General features: G+C 61.8%; 13 protein-coding genes and 1 pseudogene. 6 read left to right on the top strand and 8 right to left on the bottom strand.

Translation table 11 applies throughout. From position 1 onward, the window contains the following. Positions 1 to 62 precede the first annotated feature (62 nt). Positions 63 to 845, top strand: coding sequence for a DNA-binding transcriptional regulator KdgR (kdgR, locus tag HU742_RS10895; protein WP_186610562.1), 783 nt, complete (start codon positions 63 to 65; stop codon positions 843 to 845). Between the two features lie 22 nt (positions 846 to 867). Here kdgR and HU742_RS26785 read toward each other — a convergent pair. Then, positions 868 to 957 (bottom strand): annotated as a pseudogene (locus HU742_RS26785) (hypothetical protein); the annotation flags it as partial. Here HU742_RS26785 and HU742_RS10890 point away from each other — a divergent pair. Beyond that, complete coding sequence (locus HU742_RS10890; protein ID WP_186642949.1) at positions 949 to 1,593, top strand: aldose 1-epimerase; 645 nt, start codon at positions 949 to 951, stop codon at positions 1,591 to 1,593. The pseudogene HU742_RS26785 and the gene HU742_RS10890 sit on opposite strands and share 9 nt — an antisense overlap. Before the next feature lie 100 nt (positions 1,594 to 1,693). Here the strand turns inward: HU742_RS10890 and HU742_RS10885 are convergent, their stop codons facing one another. Further along, complete coding sequence (locus HU742_RS10885; RefSeq protein ID WP_186642492.1) at positions 1,694 to 5,452, bottom strand: YncE family protein; 3,759 nt, start codon at positions 5,450 to 5,452, stop codon at positions 1,694 to 1,696. A 311-nt stretch (positions 5,453 to 5,763) separates the two neighbouring features. Here HU742_RS10885 and HU742_RS10880 point away from each other — a divergent pair, with 311 nt between their 5' ends. After that, a complete protein-coding gene (locus HU742_RS10880) occupies positions 5,764 to 6,933 on the top strand; it encodes an efflux RND transporter periplasmic adaptor subunit (RefSeq protein WP_186642491.1) in 1,170 nt (389 codons plus the stop codon). Between the two features lie 3 nt (positions 6,934 to 6,936). Then, positions 6,937 to 10,032 carry a multidrug efflux RND transporter permease subunit gene (locus HU742_RS10875; RefSeq protein ID WP_186642490.1) on the top strand — a complete coding sequence of 1,032 codons (3,096 nt, stop codon included), beginning with the start codon at positions 6,937 to 6,939 and terminating at the stop codon, positions 10,030 to 10,032. A gap of 12 nt (positions 10,033 to 10,044) precedes the next feature. Here HU742_RS10875 and HU742_RS10870 read toward each other — a convergent pair whose 3' ends face one another. The 5 genes from HU742_RS10870 to HU742_RS10850 form a co-directional block, all read right to left on the bottom strand. Further along, entirely contained in the window at positions 10,045 to 10,986 is a 942-nt protein-coding gene (locus tag HU742_RS10870) for a hypothetical protein (protein ID WP_225923561.1), read from the bottom strand. Positions 10,987 to 11,138: 152 nt separating this feature from the next. After that, positions 11,139 to 11,987, bottom strand: a complete 849-nt coding sequence (locus tag HU742_RS10865) for an ureidoglycolate lyase (protein WP_186642489.1) — start codon at positions 11,985 to 11,987, stop codon at positions 11,139 to 11,141. Between the two features lie 25 nt (positions 11,988 to 12,012). Next, positions 12,013 to 12,753 carry an SDR family oxidoreductase gene (locus HU742_RS10860; RefSeq protein ID WP_186642488.1) on the bottom strand — a complete coding sequence of 247 codons (741 nt, stop codon included), beginning with the start codon at positions 12,751 to 12,753 and terminating at the stop codon, positions 12,013 to 12,015. Beyond that, the gene (locus HU742_RS10855) at positions 12,750 to 14,132 is read right to left on the bottom strand and encodes an MFS transporter (protein WP_186631622.1); all 1,383 of its coding nucleotides are present in this window, start codon (positions 14,130 to 14,132) and stop codon (positions 12,750 to 12,752) included. Before HU742_RS10855 ends, HU742_RS10860 begins: the two co-directional genes overlap by 4 nt. A 191-nt stretch (positions 14,133 to 14,323) precedes the next feature. Further along, a complete protein-coding gene (locus HU742_RS10850) occupies positions 14,324 to 15,262 on the bottom strand; it encodes a LysR family transcriptional regulator (RefSeq protein ID WP_186642487.1) in 939 nt (312 codons plus the stop codon). A gap of 113 nt (positions 15,263 to 15,375) precedes the next feature. Here HU742_RS10850 and HU742_RS10845 point away from each other — a divergent pair, with 113 nt between their 5' ends. Both HU742_RS10845 and HU742_RS10840 read left to right on the top strand, forming a co-directional pair. Continuing rightward, the gene (locus HU742_RS10845; protein WP_186642486.1) at positions 15,376 to 16,557 is read left to right on the top strand and encodes a fumarylacetoacetate hydrolase family protein; all 1,182 of its coding nucleotides are present in this window, start codon (positions 15,376 to 15,378) and stop codon (positions 16,555 to 16,557) included. Positions 16,558 to 16,603: 46 nt separating this feature from the next. Further along, positions 16,604 to 18,388, top strand: a complete 1,785-nt coding sequence (locus HU742_RS10840; RefSeq protein ID WP_186631614.1) for an IlvD/Edd family dehydratase — start codon at positions 16,604 to 16,606, stop codon at positions 18,386 to 18,388. A gap of 160 nt (positions 18,389 to 18,548) precedes the next feature. Here HU742_RS10840 and HU742_RS10835 read toward each other — a convergent pair whose 3' ends face one another. Beyond that, a complete protein-coding gene (locus HU742_RS10835; protein ID WP_186642485.1) occupies positions 18,549 to 20,285 on the bottom strand; it encodes an OPT family oligopeptide transporter in 1,737 nt (578 codons plus the stop codon). Positions 20,286 to 20,291 lie beyond the last annotated feature (6 nt).

Here is a 20,291-nt window from a genome sequence, read left to right as displayed (position 1 = left end):
TGAAACAGCGTTTTGTTCTGCTTGCGTATATCCTTGGGTTTTACTTTTACGTTGGAGCCTTCATGGACAACAGCGTCATCCCAAACAACGATCTGGTGTCGGCGGTCGGCCGGACCATGGCCGTGCTCGAAGCGCTGGCCGAACATCCGGAAGAAAGCGGCGTTTCGGAAATCGCCACCAAACTGGACATGTCCAAGGCCACGGTCTACCGCTTCCTGCAGTCGCTGAAGGCGCGTGGGTATGTGGTGCAGGATGCCGAAGATCGCTATCGTCTCAGCGTCCGGCTATTCGAACTGGGTGCCCAGGCCCTGCCCCACTTGGACATCGTCCGGGAGGCGGAGCCCGGGATGCGCAGGATCAACGAGTTGACGGGCGAGACCGTCCACCTGGGGATTCTCGACGAAGGCAGCATCGTCTACGTGCACAAGATCGACTCCAAGTACAACCTGCGCATGTACTCGCGCATCGGCCGCCGGGCGCCGTTGTACTGCACGGGCATTGGCAAAGTGCTGATGGCCTGGCTCGAAGAAGACGAGTTGCTGGCGCACCTTGAGCAGGAAAGTTTCGAGCGTCGCACAGCCAATACCTTGACCACCGTCGAGGCGTATCTGCAGGAACTGGAAATTGTTCGCCAGCAAGGCTATGCCGAGGATCACGAAGAGTTCGAAGACAACATGCGTTGCCTGGCGGCACCGATCCGCGACCGTTTTGGCCACGTGATCGGCGGGATGAGCGTTTCATTCCCGTGCTTTCGCTTCAGGGAAGAATTGAAGCAGGATTACGTCAAGCAGCTGATGCATGCCAGCCAACAGATTTCCAGTCAATTGGGCTGGCATGGGCGGTAATAGCAAACCTGTGGGGCAGCTCTCACCAGACGGCAATGTGTGAATCCGCCCGGGGTTCGGTCCCGCCGCACAGCACGCCGCTGACCGGGTCGCGCAGGATGATCTGGCCCCGCACTTGGGCGCCAGTCTCGTTGAATGGACCTTGCGCAGCACCGGCGCCCCGCTGCTGCGTCCGCCCGCCCCGCAAGCGCTGGAAAATGGCCTGCCGGGCAAGCTGGGTTGTTTCCCCTTGATTCCCTGGTCGAACCGGATCGCCCAGGGCGGTTTCGATTGCCCCGGTGGCTGGCTGGCCCTGGAAGCCAACAGCCCCAACGACCCGTTTCCGATCCATGGCAGCGCCTGGCAGCAACCGTGGCAAGTGATCGAGCAAAGCGGCCAGGAAGCATTGCTGCAACTCGACAGCCTGCACCCGTTCGCCTACTGCGCCAGCTTGCGGATTCGCCTCAGTGGCGGCCAACTGCAGATCGCCATGCTCGTTACCCACACAGCCAAACAGCCTGCCTGGCATGGGCTGGGCTTGCATCCGTATTTTCCACGCACCGCCCGCACGGGCTATGAGTTGGAATGCCGCGCCAGCGGCAGCAAATACTTCCTGCTGTACTGCCCCGTCGGGCTGGACTTTTTCTGCATCGAACCGGTCAGCCACCCGGTCAATGCCCACCACTTGCCCGGGCGGCCGGGGTTGCGTTTGCTGGAGCAAGGGCAGTCGGTGGCGTTGGGGTTTTCGATGCAGTGCAGCCTGTTATAAGCGGCACATAACTCCTTCGCCACGGGACATGATGGCAGCTACGCGATTCGAGGTTATCCAGCGCTCGGTTCGCCAAGCTCGATCAATTGCTGAATGTACTTCAGACGAGAGAAATATATCCAAGATGGAGTCCTTCACTCATCGAAATATATGCCGACGTACCGACCCCGTTCAGCGTGATGGACGTTGCGCCTGTGCCGTCTATCTCATCCGGGATGACGATGCTCGAAAGGAGTGTCTGCGTCCGCGTATCGAAAACCATTATCTCACGGCGCCTCCCCCTGCAAATATAAAGCTTAGCGCCGTCGGGAGTGACAGCAAGCCCGTAAAACGCCCCCTTGCCATCGCTTGGCAGGCTCACGGACTTGACAATTTGGTTTGTCGCGATATCGAAGACCTGAAGTATGTCGATCCCAGAATGGATGATATAGGCCTTCGTTCCATCTGGACTGAGCGCAATGCGGTGGACATAGATTGGCAAGCCAGAAGACAGATCATGAATCACAGTGTGATTCAGCGTATCAATGACGTAAAAAATACTTTTTCCGCTTCCCGATTGCCAACCGACGCAATAAGCGCGATCAGCAACCTGACTCATGACCGTGTGCCCGCTGTGGCCGTAAAAGGAAATGCTTTTGATCAAAGCATGTGTAGCGGTGTCATAAACCAATATATAGCCGGAAGTGTATACATATAAATAACTACTGTTTCTCGTTACCGCCATTTCATACATTGTACGAGCTGGATCTATCTCTATTTGGTCAACTACCAATTGGGTCGAGGTATCGACTATCTGCACGATGTTTCGGCGGGAATTCCATTTACCATTCACAATGTAGGCGCGTGTCCCATTGGGGGCAACGGCAACCGTTCCCAGAAGGTTTCCTGATTCGAACGGAGCAATCCTCTTGACTACGGAATTGTTCGCAGTACTAACGATGGCAGTTGACTTGCTGTCAGGAACAGTTACGTACACATGGGTCCCGTCGGGACTGGCAGCATGGCAAAAAGGGTAATAGCCGACAAGGATCCCAAGGGCCCGAGCCACTGTTACGACCCAGACAGCCGAGATCAGCTCGCTGCCATACAGCGCCTTGGCGGTGAAGCGGTGCTCGGCCACGGCCAGTCCGGTGACTTGCTTGCTCCAGTCGCCGGCGGCGCTCACGTCCGCGGTGCCCTTGGAAGTGGTGCCGTCGAAGATCTCGACGCTCATGCCCGCCGTGGCCGTGCCACTGAGAATCACCGAGGTTTCGACGGTGTTGCCACCGTTGGGGATGTCGGCATTGCTGGACTGGCCTTTCACTGAGCTGATAACCGGCTTTATCAACTCAATTGCCTTGACGGTATAAGTCCGCAGCGGAAAGGTAATTGCCTGACCTTCATCAGTGCTCTGATTGAAGGTGGTCTTGAACTCCACCGTGAGCGTACTGCCATCACGCAGCTCACGCAAATCGCTCAGTGGCACGGTGTTGGTGGCGTAACCATCTGAAACCCATCCACTGGACACTCGGCTGCCAGGTGCTTGCCATAGCGTGCGTTCGTAGTTCGTTCCGTCTTTTTTTATGCCCTTCACACGCAGCCAAACGTACTGGCCTTGGGCAATAAGCGGCCAGTTATCGATACGTATGGTGGCGCCGACTGTTAAGGTCGCCACATCCAGTTCCGGCCCTTCGCCATTGTTGGCGGCTTGCAGGATTCTCGGCTTGGCGGCCAGCAGATCGTCTTGAATAAGTGTCTGCACAGTCAGGCTGAGCGGATCCGACGGCGGCAACTCGCTGCCGTTCTGGATCACGGTGTAGGTGACCGTCACCAAACGGTCCAAGTTGTAGGCGATCATGCGAACCGGAAGTGCAATCTCTTGATTGGCAGGCAAATCGCCTGCCGGTGTGATGTGAGAACCGTCCCCAGCAGCACCGGCCCAGGTCACGCTGACCTTATCGCCCGGCTGGACGCCGTAATCCGGAATCACCACGGTCAGGGCGTCCTTGGCCGCCACCGGGTTGAGTTGCTGGGTCGGCGCGCTGCCGGTGGCCTGTTTGACGCTTGGAGCAATGAGGTCCAGGCCCCCACCAATTCTCAGGCTCCGGACGATGGATTTGCCCACCAGGTTTATCCCTCGCGTGATGGCATAGCTGACGTCCACCGTCCCGTTCAGGTTGCCACTGACATAAGTGAACGGCACGGTAAAGGGCACTGGCTTGCCCGCCGTGTTCGCCGTCAGGTCTCTGGAAGCATCCGGTGCGCTGCTTGACGAACCGCGCCAGTGCAAGACGACCTTGTCGTCGGGCAAGGTCTGGGTGTAAGTCACGATGACATTGGCACCAATGGCGGGGTTGACATCGTCCGGATTCAACACATCGTTCGCATCGGCCTCCACGACCGTCGGGATAGCCAGCGAGGGCGCCGCGACGCCCACCGACAGGGTCAACTCATCCGAAGGCGGCTGACCATTGACGCTGTAGTAAACCGTGAGCGAACCGCCATCCAGGCGCTGAACTTCCGCCTTGGGCAAATTGACCGGTACCGGTGCACCCACCGCCTCATCGCCCACGCTGGCATAGTTGTCGTAGTAAGTCGGAACGCCGCTGGCGGTTCGCCCTTCGCAAACGATGAAGAGTTCGTCCCCCGGATTACGTCCCGCATAATAGGGAACACTGATGGTGTAGAAATTCAGCGCCGGGTCGAGGGTGTTTCCCACCGCTTCGTTGATATTGGGGGCCACATACCGGCGGAACTCACCGATCACGGTCACCGCCGCGCTTTTGGAAGGGCGATCGGCCTCGCCGCTACGGATGCGCACGTAGTTCACCGAGGCCCGGCCCTTGGCGATAGCGGCGACATACTCATACGGAATGGTGAAATCGCAGTAGCTTGGGATCGTTGTGACGGGCAGATCCAAGGGGCCTACGATCACTGCCGTCCCCTCGGCGGGGGTACCGATCCAAGTCATGCGCAAGGTATCGCCAACAGCGTGGTCGGTTCTGTTGGGGGTGACGCGGACGATGGCATCGGCACCAGCCAACACCTCCAAGTCGATTTCCTCGACGGGAAAACCACCGACCAGTACCAGCGGCGCCTCAAGGCGGTTGTTGCCAAGATCGACCAGCAGCTTAGTCACCGCTGACCAGGTCGAGGCGCCGCCCGGGTAGTTCCCGCACACGTCCACCACTTGGTAAGCGATGGCGACTCCGTTGCTATCACCGGCTGCTTCAATGATTTCTTTGGAAACGGGGATGATAATTTCCTTGTCCACCTGGCCATCGAGCACCGTGTGGTAGACATTCTTGGAGCCCCAGGCCAGGTTGATCCGGTCATTGCGACGCATGTTTTCGTAGGGCTTGATGGTGATTGGCACCCCCGCCGCCGCATCGCCGGATCCAACGCCGTGGTCGATGATGTCCTGGGGGATGGAATAGAGCAGGCCGGAGTGCCCCGGGGTTGCCTGGTCATCATCGAAACCGCCGGGTCGGTCAAGCTTGACCAGCAGGTTCCACTTCGTATCCGGTTCCTCGGGATCCTGACTGATGCGCTTGACGGTGTAGTACACCGGAGACGCATCGCCATTGAGGATATGACTCTCATCGATGTCGAAAACCAGGCGGTTGTTCTTCTGATCCGCATCAATTGTGATGCTACACACAGGTGCTGTGGTGTCCTTCCAGTACAGCTTGAACTCATCGCCGACGTCCATGCTCCCCCAGGGATCGACGATACAGCGCAGCCCCCCCTCGACTGCCCGTGCCGGGATGCCGGCATCATGGGGCTCGTTCAGCAGGGGAAAGGTCCATGCGGGGAAGTAAGGAGGATCAAGCGCCAGTACCTTGTTGTCGGGCACATAGCGCGGAGGGAACTTGAACATGGACATGACCTCACGAGGGCTCGCGCATAAGGGGGGAACTGAATACGTCCTGAGGTGAGTATCAAAGCGCGCCTTGTCGGGGTGCGCTACTGTCAGAACTTACAGGTGCGGGCAGGTTTCAGACGTATGGCAGGGTCGTCCCGCCAAGCACCAGACTCGGCCATCGCCATCGCCTGGACTCTATGCGGCTTGAGGTCTTCCAGCGTTTTCCGGATTTAGGGGATTACACAAATTCACAGCCCCTTACAAAGCTTCACCCCTGCCATTGCCCCAGCCCCCTACCATGCCGGGTTCAATATTGGGGAAGCACCATGTCCAAGACTCCTTTCGTCACACTGGGCCTGTTGGTCGGCGCGCTGCTACTCAGTGGTTGTGATAGCGCCTCGAACCCGGAAGCCTCCACCCCGCTGGCAAGCGTGCGTGTCGAAACCGTCCAGGCCCGGCCACTGTCGATCAGCAACGAGCTGAGCGGCCGGATCGCAGCGCCACGGGTGGCTGAGGTCCGGGCGCGGGTGGCTGGGGTGGTCCTGCAGCGGGTGTTTCGCGAAGGCAGCGATGTCAAGCAGGGCCAGGTGCTGTTTCGCATCGATCCGGCGCCGTTCAAGGCCGACCTGGACAGTGCCGAGGCGGCGTTGCGCAAGGCCGAGGCCAATGCGTTCCAGGCCCGTCTACAAGAGCAGCGTTACGCTCAGTTGGTCGACGACAAAGCCATCAGCGGCCAGGAATATGACAACGCCCGGGCCAGCGTGCGCCAGACCGCCGCCGACGTCGCCGCCAGCAAGGCCGCGCTCGAGCGGGCGAAACTGAATCTTGGGTATGCCACCGTGACCGCGCCGATTTCCGGACGCATCGGTCGCGCCCTGGTCACCGAAGGCGCGCTGGTGGGACAGAACGAAAGCACGCCGTTGGCGCTGATCCAGCAATTGGACCCGATCCACGTCGACCTCACCCAATCGACCCGCGAACTCAACGACCTGCGCCGGGCCTTTCGTGCCGGGCACCTGCAGGCAGTCGGCCAGGGCGAAGCCAAGGCCACCTTGATCGAGGACGACGGCAGCCTCTATCCGCTACCGGGCAAACTGCTGTTCACCGACCTCAGCGTCGACCCGAGCACCGGCCAGATCACCCTGCGCAGCGAGTTTCCCAACCCGGACCTGGACCTGCTGCCTGGCAGCTTCATTCGCGTGCGCCTGGAACAGGCGGTCGACAGCCAGGGCATCACCGTGCCGCAACGGGCGATCTTGCGCGACAGTGCCGGCGTCGCCCAGGTGTTGCTGCTCGACGCCGAACAAAAAGTCAGCCAGCAACCGGTGCAATTGGGTGCTTCGCAGAAGGATCGCTGGATCGTCACCCACGGTTTGAAACCGGGCGATCGCATGGTCGTCGAAGGCGTCCAGCACGCCCGCCCCGGTGAACAAGTCCAGGTCGATGACTCCCCTCTTCCCCTTGCCCAGGTTCCCGGGCCACAGGCAGGACACTAAGCCATGCCGCAGTTTTTTATCGACCGTCCGGTGTTCGCCTGGGTCGTCGCGTTGTTCATCCTGCTGGCCGGAATCCTGGCCATCCCGCAACTGCCAGTGGCGCAATACCCGGTCGTGGCGCCGCCACAAATCGAGATCTACGCGCTGTACCCGGGCGCTTCGGCGCAAACCGTGGACGAGAGCGTGGTCAGCCTGATCGAGGAAGAACTCAACGGCGCCGACAACCTGCTGTACTTCGAATCCCAGAGCAGCCTTGGCAGCGCAACGATCACTGCAACGTTCCAACCGGGCACGAATCCGGAACTGGCCCAGGTCGATGTGCAGAACCGCCTCAAGGCGGTGGAGTCACGCCTGCCGCAAGCGGTCACCCAGCAGGGCTTGCAGGTGGACAAGGTCTCCGCCGGTTTCCTGTTATTGATTACCCTCACCTCCAGCGACGGCAAGCTCGACGACGTGGCGCTCAGCGATTACCTGGCACGCAACGTGATGAACGAGATCAAGCGTTTGGACGGCGTCGGCAAGGCCCAGTTGTACGGTGCCGAGCGAGCCATGCGCATCTGGATCGACCCGCAGAAGCTGGTGGGCTTCAACCTGACCCCGGCGGACGTCAACGCTGCCATCGTGGCGCAGAACGCCCAGGTGTCGGCGGGCAGCCTCGGCGACCTGCCGAGCCGCAGCACCCAGGAAATCACCGCGACCATCGTCCTCAAGGGCCAGCTCTCGACGCCGGAGGAATTCGCCGACATCGTGCTCAAGGCCAACCCCGACGGCTCGACGGTGCGCATCGCCGATGTCGCGCGGGTGGAAATCGGCAGCCAGGAATACCAGTTCTCCACGCGCCTGAACGGCAAGCCGTCCACCGCCGTGGCGGTGCAACTGTCGCCGGGAGCCAATGCGTTGAACACCGCCACCCTGGTGAGGGCGAAGATGGACGAGCTGTCGCGCTACTTCCCGGCCGGCGTGGAATACAAGATCCCCTACGACACCTCGCCGTTCGTCAAAGTCTCGATCACCAAAGTGATCTATACGCTCGGCGAGGCGATGCTGCTGGTGTTCGCGGTGATGTTCCTGTTCCTGCAGAACATCCGCTACACGCTGATTCCGACATTGGTGGTGCCGGTGGCGTTGATGGGCACCTTCGCGACGATGCTCGCGCTGGGGTTCTCGATCAACGTGTTGACCATGTTCGGCATGGTGCTGGCCATCGGCATCCTGGTGGACGACGCCATCGTGGTGGTGGAGAACGTCGAGCGAATCATGGCCCAGGAAGGCTTGTCACCCAAGGAGGCGACGCGCAAGGCCATGGGCCAGATCACCGGGGCGATCATCGGCATTACCCTCGTGTTGGTGGCAGTGTTCATTCCGATGGCGTTCATGCAGGGCTCGGTGGGGGTGATTTACCAACAGTTCTCGCTGTCGATGGCGACATCGATTCTGTTCTCGGCCTTTCTCGCCCTGACCTTGACCCCGGCACTTTGCGCGACCTTGCTCAAACCCGTCGCCCCAGGTGATCACCACGGCAAAAGCGGTTTCTTCGGTTGGTTCAATCGTAGCTTCGACCGATTCGGCGATCGCTATCAAGGATGGGTGGCCTATGCGCTGAAACGCAGCGGCCGTTATCTGTTGATCTATGGCGTGCTGCTGGTGGGCATGGGCCTGCTGTTCAGTCGCCTGCCCTCTTCGTTCCTGCCGGTGGAAGACCAGGGCTACACCATCACCGACATCCAGCTGCCACCGGGCGCGAGCAAAAACCGGACGGTGCAGGTGGTGGAGCAGATCGAAGCCCACAACGCCGGTGAGCCGGGGGTCGGCGACAGCACGGTCATCCTCGGTTTCAGTTTCTCCGGCAGCGGGCAGAACGCGGCCCTGGCCTTCACCACGCTGAAGGATTGGTCGCAACGCGGCGCCGAAGACTCGGCGGCGTCCATCGCCGACCGCGCCAACCAGGCTTTCGGCCAGATCAAGGACGCCATGGCGTTCTCGGTGTTGCCGCCGCCGGTGGACGGCCTGGGCACTTCGAGTGGTTTCGAGTTCCGCTTGCAGGACCGCGGCGGTCTCGGCCACGCCACGCTGATGCAGGCCCGCAGCGAGTTGCTCGCCGCTGCCGAAAAAAGCCCGGTGCTGATCAATGTCCGCGAAAGCGCCCTGGCGGAGGCGCCGCAGGTGCAACTGGAAGTCGACCGCAAGCAAGCCAATGCCTTGGGCATTTCCTTCTCCGACGTCGGCGGCGTGTTGTCCACGGCAGTAGGTTCGGCCTACATCAACGACTTCCCCAACCAGGGGCGGATGCAGCGCGTAGTGGTCCAGGCCGAGGGTGACCAGCGCAGCCAGGTCGAGGATTTGTTGAAGATCCACGTGCGCAACAGCAGCGGGAAAATGGTGCCGTTGTCGGCCTTTGTCCAGGCCCGCTGGACCCAGGGACCGGCGCAGTTGACACGCTACAACGGCTATCCAGCGGTGAGCATTTCCGGCGAACCGGCGCCCGGCTACAGCACCGGGCAAGCCATGGCCGAAATCGAGCGGCTGGTGGCCCAAGGGCCGACGGGCCTGGGCCAGGAGTGGACCGGGTTGTCCTTGCAGGAACGTTTGTCCGGCAGCCAGGCGCCGATCCTGCTGGGCCTGTCGCTACTGGTGGTGTTCCTGTGCCTGGCGGCGCTGTACGAAAGCTGGTCGATCCCGACCTCGGTGCTGCTGGTGGTGCCGCTGGGCGTGCTCGGCGCCGTGCTGGCCGTGTCGTTGCGCGGCATGCCCAACGATGTGTTCTTCAAGATCGGCCTGATCACCATCATCGGCCTGTCCGCAAAGAACGCGATCCTGATCATCGAGTTCGCCAAAAGCCTGTACGACGAGGGGCATGACCTGATCGACGCCACGCTCCAGGCCGCGCGCCTGCGCCTGCGGCCGATCATCATGACCTCGCTGGCGTTCATCCTCGGCGTGGTCCCGCTGGCAATCGCCACGGGCGCCAGTTCGGCGAGCCAGCAGGCGATTGGCACTGGCGTGATCGGCGGGATGATCAGCGCCACGTTGGCGATAGTATTCGTCCCGGTGTTTTTCGTGGTGGTGATGAAGCGGGTCAGGCGTCGCAAAGCCGATTGAGGCGCTGCAGGCCTACTTGCCCTTGAAGGCTTCCCGGCGGGCGGTGCGCTCGTCGAGGAAGCGCTGCGCTGGCTGAGGACCGACGCTGGCTTGGGCCCGGTCCACCAGTCGTTGCACCCAACCGGCGTCGTGGGCGTTGACCACGGCGTAACGATCGGGCGGGAAAAAGACCCAGTGATGGGCGGCTTCGGTGAGGCGCTTGATCTCATCGGCAGACATCCAATAAGACGTCTGCGTCATTGGCAAAGGCGCGCCGTCAAAACGTCGGCCAAGTGCCAACTGGGTTCCGGGCGCGAAGGCGATCGCCAGTTGCTGCCGGGGTTGCATCTGCTTCTCGGGCGCGGGCATCTGCCCCACCCGTCCATAGCAGAAATCGCCGGGAAACTCGTCCTTGAGCACCAGCCAGTGGCCGGCCTCGGTCATGGCCAGGACCCACTGCGACACGCCGGAGCTTTGCACGCGCACCAGTTTGTCGTTCTTCCAGAGCATGAGGCTGTTGCAATCCGGGTCAAAGTCGTTGGCCCAGAGGCTGACGCCCGATACCAACGCATGGCGTTCGAGCTCGACCAGCCCGTGATCGGGCATCGATTGCCAATAATGGTGGGTCGGGTCCCGCGAGTCGCGCAGGTAATTGGACAGTGCCCAGCCCGCCACGAAGAGCAGCGTCGCCAGCGCCAGCCAGCCCAAGGAGTCACCGACGATCCGGTCTATATCCATGTCCGGGGCGAATAACTTTTGGACAAGGGCCAAGCTCGACAAGAACACCAAGCCCGGCAGCACCAGGCCCATGCTCAATGGCGGCAGCAGGACCACGAACCAGCTGAAGCGGTGCATGAATGCACGCTCGCGCGCCCAAGCCAGCTCCTGCGGGAGCATGGGTGCCTGCTCTCGGGGGGCGATGCTGGGATCCGGGGTTTGAAAACGGAAGAACCGTGCGTGGGAGTCGTCGCTCATGGATCGGGTCGTTCTCTCGAATCAGTCGCGCATCTTCGAGGATTTTTCGGGGCGTGGACAGTACCCCTCAAGACATAACCCACGTCCTGAATCCCGGTCACTGAACCAGCGCTATCGCGAGCACGCTCGCAATAGCGCCAGCGAGTCCACTATCAGTCCGCCTGCACCGTGACCTGACGCTGCTCGCCCAACCCCTCGATCCCCAGGCGCATGGTCTGGCCGGGGCGCAGGAATACCGGGTTGGGCTTGATGCCCAGGCCAACGCCCGGAGGCGTGCCGGTCGAGATCACGTCGCCGGGTTGCAGGCTCATGCACCGGCTCAGGTAGGCGATCAGTTGCGGCACGCTGAAGATCAGCGTCCGGGTGTTGCCGTTCTGATAGCGATGGCCGTCGACTTCCAGCCACAGGTCCAGCGTATGGGGATCGGCGATTTCGTCCCGGGTCACCAGCCAGGGACCAAGCGGGCCGAAGGTGTCGAAGCCCTTGCCTTTGTCCCAAGTGCCGCCGCGCTCCAGTTGCCACTCGCGCTCCGACACATCATTGATGACGCAATAACCGGCGACATGCTCCATGGCATTGGCTTCGTCGATGTAGCGCCCGCCCTTGCCGATGACCACGCCAAGTTCGACTTCCCAATCGGTCTTCAGCGAGCCGCGGGGAATCTGGACGTTGTCGTTCGGCCCGCAGATGGCGCTGGTCCATTTGTTGAAGATGATCGGCTCCTTCGGCACCTCCATGTTCGACTCGGCAGCGTGGTCGGCGTAGTTCAAGCCGATGCAGATGAACTTGCCGACCTGGCCGACGCAGGCACCGATCCGCGGCTGCCCTTCCACGAGCGGCAGGCTGCGTGGATCAATGGCAGCGAGTCTTGCCAGGCTTTCAGCACCCAAGGCCTGCCCGGCGATGTCCGGCACGTGGCCGGACAGGTCGCGGATCTGATTGTCGTCATCCAGGAGTCCGGGTTTTTCCGAACCTTTTTCGCCGTAACGCAACAGTTTCATGAAGTGCTCCTGCTCAAGTGAAAATTCAGAGGCTCATGCCACCGTCGATGACGTGCACCGTCCCGGTGGTGTAGGCGGACGCGTCGCTGCCCAGATAGAGCGCCAATTGCGCGATTTCCTGGGTATCACCTATACGTCCCATGGGCTGGCGGTCGAGAAACTGTCGATAGACCGCTGCCTCCTCGAGGCCTTGGCGCACCGCCTGGTCGGCGATACGCTGGCGCAACGAAGGAGAATCCACGGTGCCGGGGCATATCGCGTTGCAGCGGATGCCCTGGCTGACAAAATCGATGGCGACAGATTTGGTCAGCCCCACCACCGCTGCCTTGCTGGCAGCATAGGCGAAACGATTGGGCACGCCTTTGACGCTGGAAGCCACCGACGACATGTTGATGATCGATCCGCCGCCACAAGCCAGCATGCCCGGCAGGAACGCGCGGATCATGCGGTACATGGCCGTGACATTGAGGTCCATCGAGCGCGCCCAGGCAGCTTCGTCGCAGTCGAGGATATTGCCGCTGTGCACATAGCCGGCGCAGTTGAAGAGCACGTCCAGCCCACCGATACGGTCACGGGCAGCGTCGATGGCGCCGGCCGAGGTGACATCCAGGATCATCGGCGTGATCCCATCGATGCCCGCCAGTGCGCCGACGTCGATATCACTGGCAAACACCTCGGCACCGGCCTGGGCGAAGGCAATGGCGCTGGCCAGGCCGATGCCTTGCCCCGCCGCCGTCACCAGGACTCGTTTGTTCTTCAGGCTCATGCAGTCTCCAGTTGCGCGGCGGTGGGCGCGGTCTTGGGTGTCCTGCCAAGCATCGACGCAGGGATGGCGAGGATCAACCCACCGCTGACCAACAGACACAGGGCTAACACATAGGTACCGTTATTGATATTGCCCGTAAGGGTTTCCGCCACGGCGGTGATCATCGACCCGGTGAAGCCCGACAGGTTGCCGATGGCGTTGATCATGCCGATCCCGGCTGCGGCGGCAACGCCCGACAGCACGGTGCCTGGCAGGGTCCAGAAGATCGGCATCAGGCTGAGGATCCCCGAGGCCGAGACACTGAGGAACAGCACCGACAGCACCAGGTTATCGGCAAAGAACGCGCTGAGGATCAGCCCGGCGCCACCGATGAAGGCCGGAATGGCCGCGTGCAGGCGCCGCTCGCCAGTGCGGTTGGAGTGGCGTGCGTTGAGCAGCATCGCCACGATCGCCACCGAGTAAGGAATGGCGGTCAGCAAGCCGATGTGCAGACTGTTGGAGATGCCGGTGCTCTTGATGATCGACGGCATCCAGAAGGCCAGGCCGTAGAAACCGGTGTTGAAGGTCAGCAGGATCAGCACCAGCAACCACACCCGAGGGTTGAAGAACACTTCGCTCAGGCGCGTGGCCTTGCCCTGGTTGTCGGTTTGCAGATTGGCCTTGAGCATGGCTTTCTCCGCCGCCGAGAGCCACTTGGCTTTGTCGATGTTGTCGGCCAGGCAGACGATCACCACGAAGGCCATGATGATCGAAGGAATGCCCTCGATGATCAGCATCCACTGCCAGCCGGACATGCCGTGCACGCCCTGCATGCTGTTCATCAACCAGCCGGACAGGATCCCGCCGAGGGTCAGGCTGACCGGCAACGCGAGCAGGAATCCGGACATCACGCGGCTCTGCCGATGAGTCGGAAACCAGTAATTGAGGTAGAGAATCACGCCAGGAAAGAAGCCCGCCTCGCAGATCCCCAACAGGAAGCGCAGCACATAGAACATCGTGCTCGATTCAACGTGGAAAAAACCCGCCAGCGGCACGGTGTAGGCCACGGCCATGGAGATCACCGCCCAACTGAGCATGATCCGCGCGATCCAGAACCTCGCGCCAAAGCGATGCAGCAGCAGGTTACTGGGCACTTCGAAGAGAAAGTAGCCCCAGAAGAACATGCTGGCGCCCAAGGCGTACACGGTGTTGCTGAACTGCAATTCGTTGAGCATGTCGAGCTTGGCGAAGCCGATGTTCACACGATCGAGATACGCGGCCATGTAGCACAACAGCAACACGGGCAGGATCCGCCAGATCACCTTGCGGTAGGTCCGGTCTTCGAAATCCAGTCCGCCGGCGGGAGCCTGTGCGGGCAAATGCTCGGAGATGGTTTGCATGAGTAACCCCTGATTGTTTTTATTGGGTCACGTCGAATGAGCGAATCATCCGGCGATTGAACGAGGACTCTACTGTTGGGAATCGATTCATTCCCAATGGCATTTTTGGATTAGTTGATAACCAGTTGTTATCGGAATCCAAAGGGTCTACTGCGTAGCCCAGCGGGAGCAAGCTCCCTCGCCACAGGGATTCAACCGCTCAGGCGCGCGTTGTCCTTGAGGATCTCGGCGAACTCCAGCGCCGCGCCTATCAGCGGCTCGTTCTTTCGGGTGAGGATGCCGTAGTCCTGCGGCACCAGGTGCAGCGGCGTGTCGAGGGTCTTGAGTTGGCCGCTTTCGAGCAGCGGATCGACCATGGCATTGGGCAACATGCCGATCATCGGTCCACGTTTCAGGACTTGGAGAAAGGTCTGCATGGAGATGGTGTCGATGGTGTTGCGCGGCATGCCCACTCCTGCCTCGGCGAACGCCAGCTCCATGCGCGCGCGGATCGGCGTACCGACCGGATAGAGGATCCACGGCTGGTCCACCAGTTGCTGCAAGGACGTTGGCCCGGCGTCCGCCAGCGGGTGGCGGTTGTTCACCACGATGCAGAACGGTTCCGGGGCCAGGGGCTGGAAATCGTAGCGCTGCTGCTGGCTTTGATCGGTAAAGCGCGCCACTGCCAGGTCGAGCTTTTTCTCTTCAAGCATTTCCATCAGATGGTTGCTGGTCTGCTCCACCACTTCGATGGACAGCAAAGGCCAGCGCTGCTTGATCTTCAGGATCGCCTCGGGCAACGCCACCGCTGTCGCGGCAAAGATGCCGCCGACCTTGAGGTAGCCATGACCGCCTTCGCGCAGGCTGCTGATCTGCTCGACAAACGAACGCGCGTCGTTCAACGCGATTTGCGCATAACGCAGTACGTGCTCGCCGAGGGCGGTGGGCGGCATGCTTCGTGGGCGGCGTTCGAACAGGGCAAAGCCCAGCAGGCTTTCGATTTCCTTGAGCATCTTGCTCACCGCCGGCTGGCTGAGGTTCATCTGCTGGGCTGCCAGATGCATGTTGCAGGTACGCCCCAAGGTGTCGATCAGCAGCAGATGGCGGAATTTGAGCCAGCCGCAGAAGCTGGAGAAGGACAAGTCGGACATGGGTGCTCCTCAACGTGTAATAACCAGACGTTATCAGATACTGAATATATCTCATTGGAGTTCATCGACAGCGCGCCCTAGCGTGAAAGCTTTACGAACCAGGAAGATCGCCCATGTCGCTCATGCTTACTCCCGAGAACACCCTGCCGGTCGATGGCGTCGCCGGCACCCTGATTGGTCGTGCCTGGGTGCCTGGCGCCGTTGCCGGGCCCTCGCCCATCGTGCTGCGCAGCGACGGGGTGTTCGACTTGTCGGAGCGTTTCGCGACCTTGAGCGACTTGCTGGAAACCTCCTCGCCATTGGCAGCGGTGAGAGAAACGCCGGGCACCTTCATCGCCAGCGTCGAAGCGCTGCTGGCCAACACCGGCCTGCATGCCGATCTGTCCAAAGCCTTTTTGCTGCCGCCGCTGGACCTGCAGGTGATCAAGGCCGCCGGCGTGACTTTCGCCGCGAGCATGATCGAGCGGGTGATCGAGGAACAGGCCGGCGGTGACGCGGCCCGGGCCGAAGCCGTGCGCGCCACGGTGCACAGCGTGATCGGCGATAACTTGCGCTCGATCGTGCCGGGCTCCGAACAAGCCATGCGCCTCAAGGCCTTTCTTATCGAACAGGGCATGTGGTCGCAATACCTGGAGGTCGGCATCGGGCCGGACGCGGAAATCTTTACCAAGGCGCCGGTCCTGGCCGCCGTGGGCAGTGGCAGCCAGATCGGCATCCACCCGGCCTCCCAATGGAACAATCCTGAGCCCGAAGTCGTGCTGGCGGTGAACAGCCGTGGCCAGATCCACGGCGCCACCTTGGGCAACGACGTCAATCTGCGGGACATCGAAGGCCGCAGCGCGCTGTTGCTGAGCAAGGCCAAGGACAACAACGCATCGTGCGCCATCGGCCCGTTCATTCGGCTGTTCGATGAGCATTTCAGCCTCGACGACGTGCGTGCCTGCGAAGTCGATCTCCAGGTAGATGGCGAAGACGGCTACCGCCTGCACGGTTCCAGCTCCATGAGCCAGATCAGCCGCGACCCGCAGGACTTGGCCGGCCAGACGCTCAACGCCAACCATCAATACCCGGATGGTTTCCTGCTGTTTCTCGGTACCCTGTTCGCCCCCACGGATGATCGTGACCACGTCGGCAGCGGTTTCACCCACAAACGGGGTGACAGGGTCAGTATCAGCAGCCCGTTGCTTGGCGGCCTGCACAATCAGGTAACCCACAGCTGTGACGCCGCACCCTGGACCTTCGGCGTCGGCGCCTTGCTGCGCAACCTCGCCGCGCGAGGGCTGCTGGGCCGCTGAGCACGACAGATCGTCGATTCATCCAATTACAAGAGAGAAATGAATCATGAGTGACACGCCAAAACGCCGCCTGCGCAGCGAGCAATGGTTCAATGACCCGGCCCACGCCGACATGACCGCCCTGTACGTCGAACGCTACATGAACTACGGCATGACCCGCGAAGAGCTGCAATCGGGCCGGCCGATCATCGGCATTGCCCAGACCGGCAGCGACCTGACGCCCTGCAATCGTCATCACTTGGAACTGGCCCAACGGGTCAAGGCCGGTATCCGCGATGCCGGCGGCATTCCCATGGAATTCCCGGTGCACCCGATTGCCGAACAGTCGCGCCGGCCCACCGCCGCGCTGGACCGTAACCTGGCCTATCTGGGCTTGGTGGAAATTCTCCATGGTTATCCATTGGATGGCGTGGTGCTCACCACCGGTTGCGACAAGACCACCCCCGCCTGCCTGATGGCGGCGGCGACCACCGACCTGCCCGCCATCGTGCTGTCCGGCGGGCCGATGCTCGACGGCCATCACAAGGGCGAATTGATCGGCTCCGGCACGGTGCTCTGGCATGCGCGCAACCTGATGGCCGCCGGCGAAATCGACTACGAAGGTTTCATGGAAATGACCACCGCGGCATCGCCATCGGTGGGTCACTGCAACACCATGGGCACGGCCCTGTCGATGAACGCCCTGGCCGAAGCCCTGGGCATGTCGCTGCCCGGTTGCGCGAGCATTCCGGCGCCCTATCGCGAGCGCGGCCAAATGGCCTACGCCACCGGCAAGCGCATCTGCGACCTGGTTCGCCAGGACGTGCGCCCATCCCAGATCATGACCCGCGAAGCGTTCGAGAATGCCATTGCCGTCGCCTCGGCACTCGGTGCATCGAGCAACTGCCCGCCGCACCTGATCGCCATTGCCCGGCACATGGGCGTCGAGTTGAGCCTGGACGACTGGCAACGGATCGGTGAAGACGTGCCGCTGCTGGTCAACTGCATGCCGGCCGGCAAGTACCTGGGCGAAGGCTTCCACCGCGCCGGGGGCGTGCCGGCCGTCATGCATGAATTGCAGAAGGCCGGGCGCCTGCACGAACACTGCGCCACGGTCAGCGGCAAGTCGATTGGCGAGATCGTCAGCAGCAGCCTGACCAGCAACGCCGACGTTATCTACCCGTTTGAAACCCCGCTCAAGCACCGTGCCGGCTTCATCGTGCTCAGCGGCAATTTCTTCGACAGCGCGATCATGAAGATGTCGGTGGTGGGCGAAGCGTTTCGCAAGACCTACCTGTCCGAGCCCGGTGCCGAGAACAGCTTCGAGGCACGGGCCATCGTATTTGAAGGACCGGAGGATTATCACGCACGGATCGATGACCCGGCGCTGGACATCGACGAGCGCTGCATCCTGGTGATTCGTGGCGTCGGCACCGTGGGCTATCCCGGCAGCGCCGAGGTGGTGAACATGGCCCCGCCGGCGGCGCTGATCAAACAAGGCATCGACTCCCTGCCCTGCCTCGGCGATGGTCGCCAAAGCGGCACATCGGCGAGCCCGTCGATCCTCAATATGTCCCCGGAAGCAGCCGTGGGCGGTGGCCTGGCGCTGCTGCAGACCAACGACCGTCTGCAAGTGGACCTGAACACCCGCACCGTGAACCTGCTGGTCGACGACGCCGAGATGGAGCGGCGCCGAAGCGAGTGGACCCCGAGTATCCCGCCTTCGCAGACGCCCTGGCAGGAACTGTATCGACAATTGGTTGGGCAGCTGTCCACGGGAGGCTGCCTGGAGCCGGCCACCTTGCATTTGCGCGTGATCGCCCGCAGTGGGGAGCCGCGGCATTCTCATTGACTAGATGCGCCAACCCGCTTCCTGTGGCGAGGGGATTTATCCCCGCTGGGCTGCGTAGCAGCCCTAAAACAGTGAGCTCCATCTTGCTGACACACCGGGTCGGCTGGTCTGGGGGCCGCTGCGCAGCCCAACGGGGATAAATCCCCTCGCCACAGGGCCTTCAGAGATTCCCGACCATCTCCCACAACGACGCCCCCACCCCGGTGATACTCTCGCCGGCAATCAACCCCGCCGCGGCCGTAATCGCAAAGCGTTCGGTGAGGCTCGGCCAGCGGCAGCTCACCAACCAGGTGAGCACCGCGCCGAGGGCCATCATCAGCGACACCGAGGCTGGCAGGACAAAGGCCAGGCCCAAGGCTGCCGTGCTGGGCAGGTAGCGGGCACGATGCGCCGGCAGCACGCTGTCGAGAATGCCCAACAGCAAACCGGCAACGCCGCCGATGAAGATCGCCCAGCGGATGCTGGCTGACAAGGAGTCCAGGCCATGGGTCAGGGTTTGCGCCACGGCTTTCCAGGTGGCGACCGCCGGGGCCGGCCACTCTTCGGTGAGCAGCATGGTTTGCGGGTCTGGAATCAGCGCAAGATAGGCCAGCACGCCGACAATACTGCCGATGAAAATGCCCAGGGTCTGGGCCATCAACTGCTTGCGTGGCGTGGCACCAATCGCCCGGCCGACCTTGAAATCGTTCATCAAGTCCGTGCATTGCCCGGCCGATCCGCCGGCGGTATTGGCACTCATCAGATTGATCGGCACCTGCCCCGGGGCGACGATGCCAAAGCTCAACTGGGACAATTGGCCGATGGCGCCAATCGGCGGAATGCCCGTGGCGCCGACAACCCGGGCCGCCACTGCCGCCAGGCAGATGGCCAAGGGAATGGTCAGCAGCGCCATCCATGGATTGATGCCGAACAAAAGTGCTTGCAGGCTCACCACCAGGACAATGGCCAACAGGAAACCAACGGCGGGCCCGGCCTTGGGGATCACCCAGGTCGCGCCGCCGCTGGCCTTGGTGGAAGTGTGCAACGCCCACAAGCGAATCGCCAGGGACGCCAACGTCGCGCAAACCATCAAGCTCACGCCCGGCCATAGCAACCATTCCACCAGCACCGCGAACTGCGGGCCACTGCTGCCGGGCGGCAACTGCACCAGGCCATTGTCCAGCAACCATGGCGCCAGCCCGCCCCACGCCAGCAATGCGCCGAGCAGCAGGGTCAAGCCGACGCGGATGCCGATGATGCCGCCGAACCCCACCAGCAGCAGTGAAGGATCGGCGGTAAACGTCAGGCGCTCCAACGGCACGCTGGGCGACCAGCGTGGGATGGCCCACCAAAAGGTATCGACCCATTTGGTCACCCCGGACAACAGCGCCGCCCCCAGCAGCACCTTCAAGCGCGTCGCCGCTTCATGGCCATGGTTGTAGATATGCAGCAGGGTTTCCAGGGTCGCCATCCCCTCGGGAAACTTCAGTGCCTTGTCGTTGAGCAGTGACGGTCGCAGGTACCAGGCGATCCAGATGCCCAGGAAGCTCACCGAGAAGACCCAGGCAACCATCGGCACCGCGTCAAGTTGCTGGCCAGTCAGCAAGGTATACGCCGGAATGGGCGCCACCAGCCCGCCGGAAATGATCGACGCCGCAGCCGACGCTACGGTCTGGTTGATGTTGCTTTCATGCAGCGTCCAGGGCAGTCGTCCGGTCGAGCGCTTGGCCAAGCCCTGCCAGATGCCATAGCCGACCAGCAAGGCGATGATCGACATGTTGAACGACCAGCCGATTTTCAATCCCGCATAGACATTGGAAGGCGTCAGGAGGATGCCAAGCACGATTCCCGTGATCACCGCGCGCGGGCTGAATTCGCGCTCTACGGGGCGCACGTGCGGGCTCGAAATTTGATCCATGCGAAT

Origin of the sequence: Pseudomonas marvdashtae (genome assembly GCF_014268655.2) — a bacterium.
In the GTDB taxonomy this organism is placed as follows: Bacteria; Pseudomonadota; Gammaproteobacteria; order Pseudomonadales; family Pseudomonadaceae; genus Aquipseudomonas; species Aquipseudomonas marvdashtae.
This window is presented reverse-complemented; position numbering and strand designations above follow the sequence as displayed.

What these genes read in the sequence shown, in the direction of transcription:
- kdgR (WP_186610562.1), top strand. Translation starts at nt 63, where the DNA reads ATGGACAACAGCGTCATCCCAAACAACGATCTGGTGTCGGCGGTCGGC.
- HU742_RS10885 (WP_186642492.1), bottom strand. Translation starts at nt 5,452, where the DNA reads ATGTTCAAGTTCCCTCCGCGCTATGTGCCCGACAACAAGGTACTGGCG.
- HU742_RS10880 (WP_186642491.1), top strand. Translation starts at nt 5,764, where the DNA reads ATGTCCAAGACTCCTTTCGTCACACTGGGCCTGTTGGTCGGCGCGCTG.
- HU742_RS10875 (WP_186642490.1), top strand. Translation starts at nt 6,937, where the DNA reads ATGCCGCAGTTTTTTATCGACCGTCCGGTGTTCGCCTGGGTCGTCGCG.
- HU742_RS10870 (WP_225923561.1), bottom strand. Translation starts at nt 10,986, where the DNA reads ATGAGCGACGACTCCCACGCACGGTTCTTCCGTTTTCAAACCCCGGAT.
- HU742_RS10865 (WP_186642489.1), bottom strand. Translation starts at nt 11,987, where the DNA reads ATGAAACTGTTGCGTTACGGCGAAAAAGGTTCGGAAAAACCCGGACTC.
- HU742_RS10860 (WP_186642488.1), bottom strand. Translation starts at nt 12,753, where the DNA reads ATGAGCCTGAAGAACAAACGAGTCCTGGTGACGGCGGCGGGGCAAGGC.
- HU742_RS10855 (WP_186631622.1), bottom strand. Translation starts at nt 14,132, where the DNA reads ATGCAAACCATCTCCGAGCATTTGCCCGCACAGGCTCCCGCCGGCGGA.
- HU742_RS10850 (WP_186642487.1), bottom strand. Translation starts at nt 15,262, where the DNA reads ATGTCCGACTTGTCCTTCTCCAGCTTCTGCGGCTGGCTCAAATTCCGC.
- HU742_RS10845 (WP_186642486.1), top strand. Translation starts at nt 15,376, where the DNA reads ATGTCGCTCATGCTTACTCCCGAGAACACCCTGCCGGTCGATGGCGTC.
- HU742_RS10840 (WP_186631614.1), top strand. Translation starts at nt 16,604, where the DNA reads ATGAGTGACACGCCAAAACGCCGCCTGCGCAGCGAGCAATGGTTCAAT.
- HU742_RS10835 (WP_186642485.1), bottom strand. Translation starts at nt 20,285, where the DNA reads ATGGATCAAATTTCGAGCCCGCACGTGCGCCCCGTAGAGCGCGAATTC.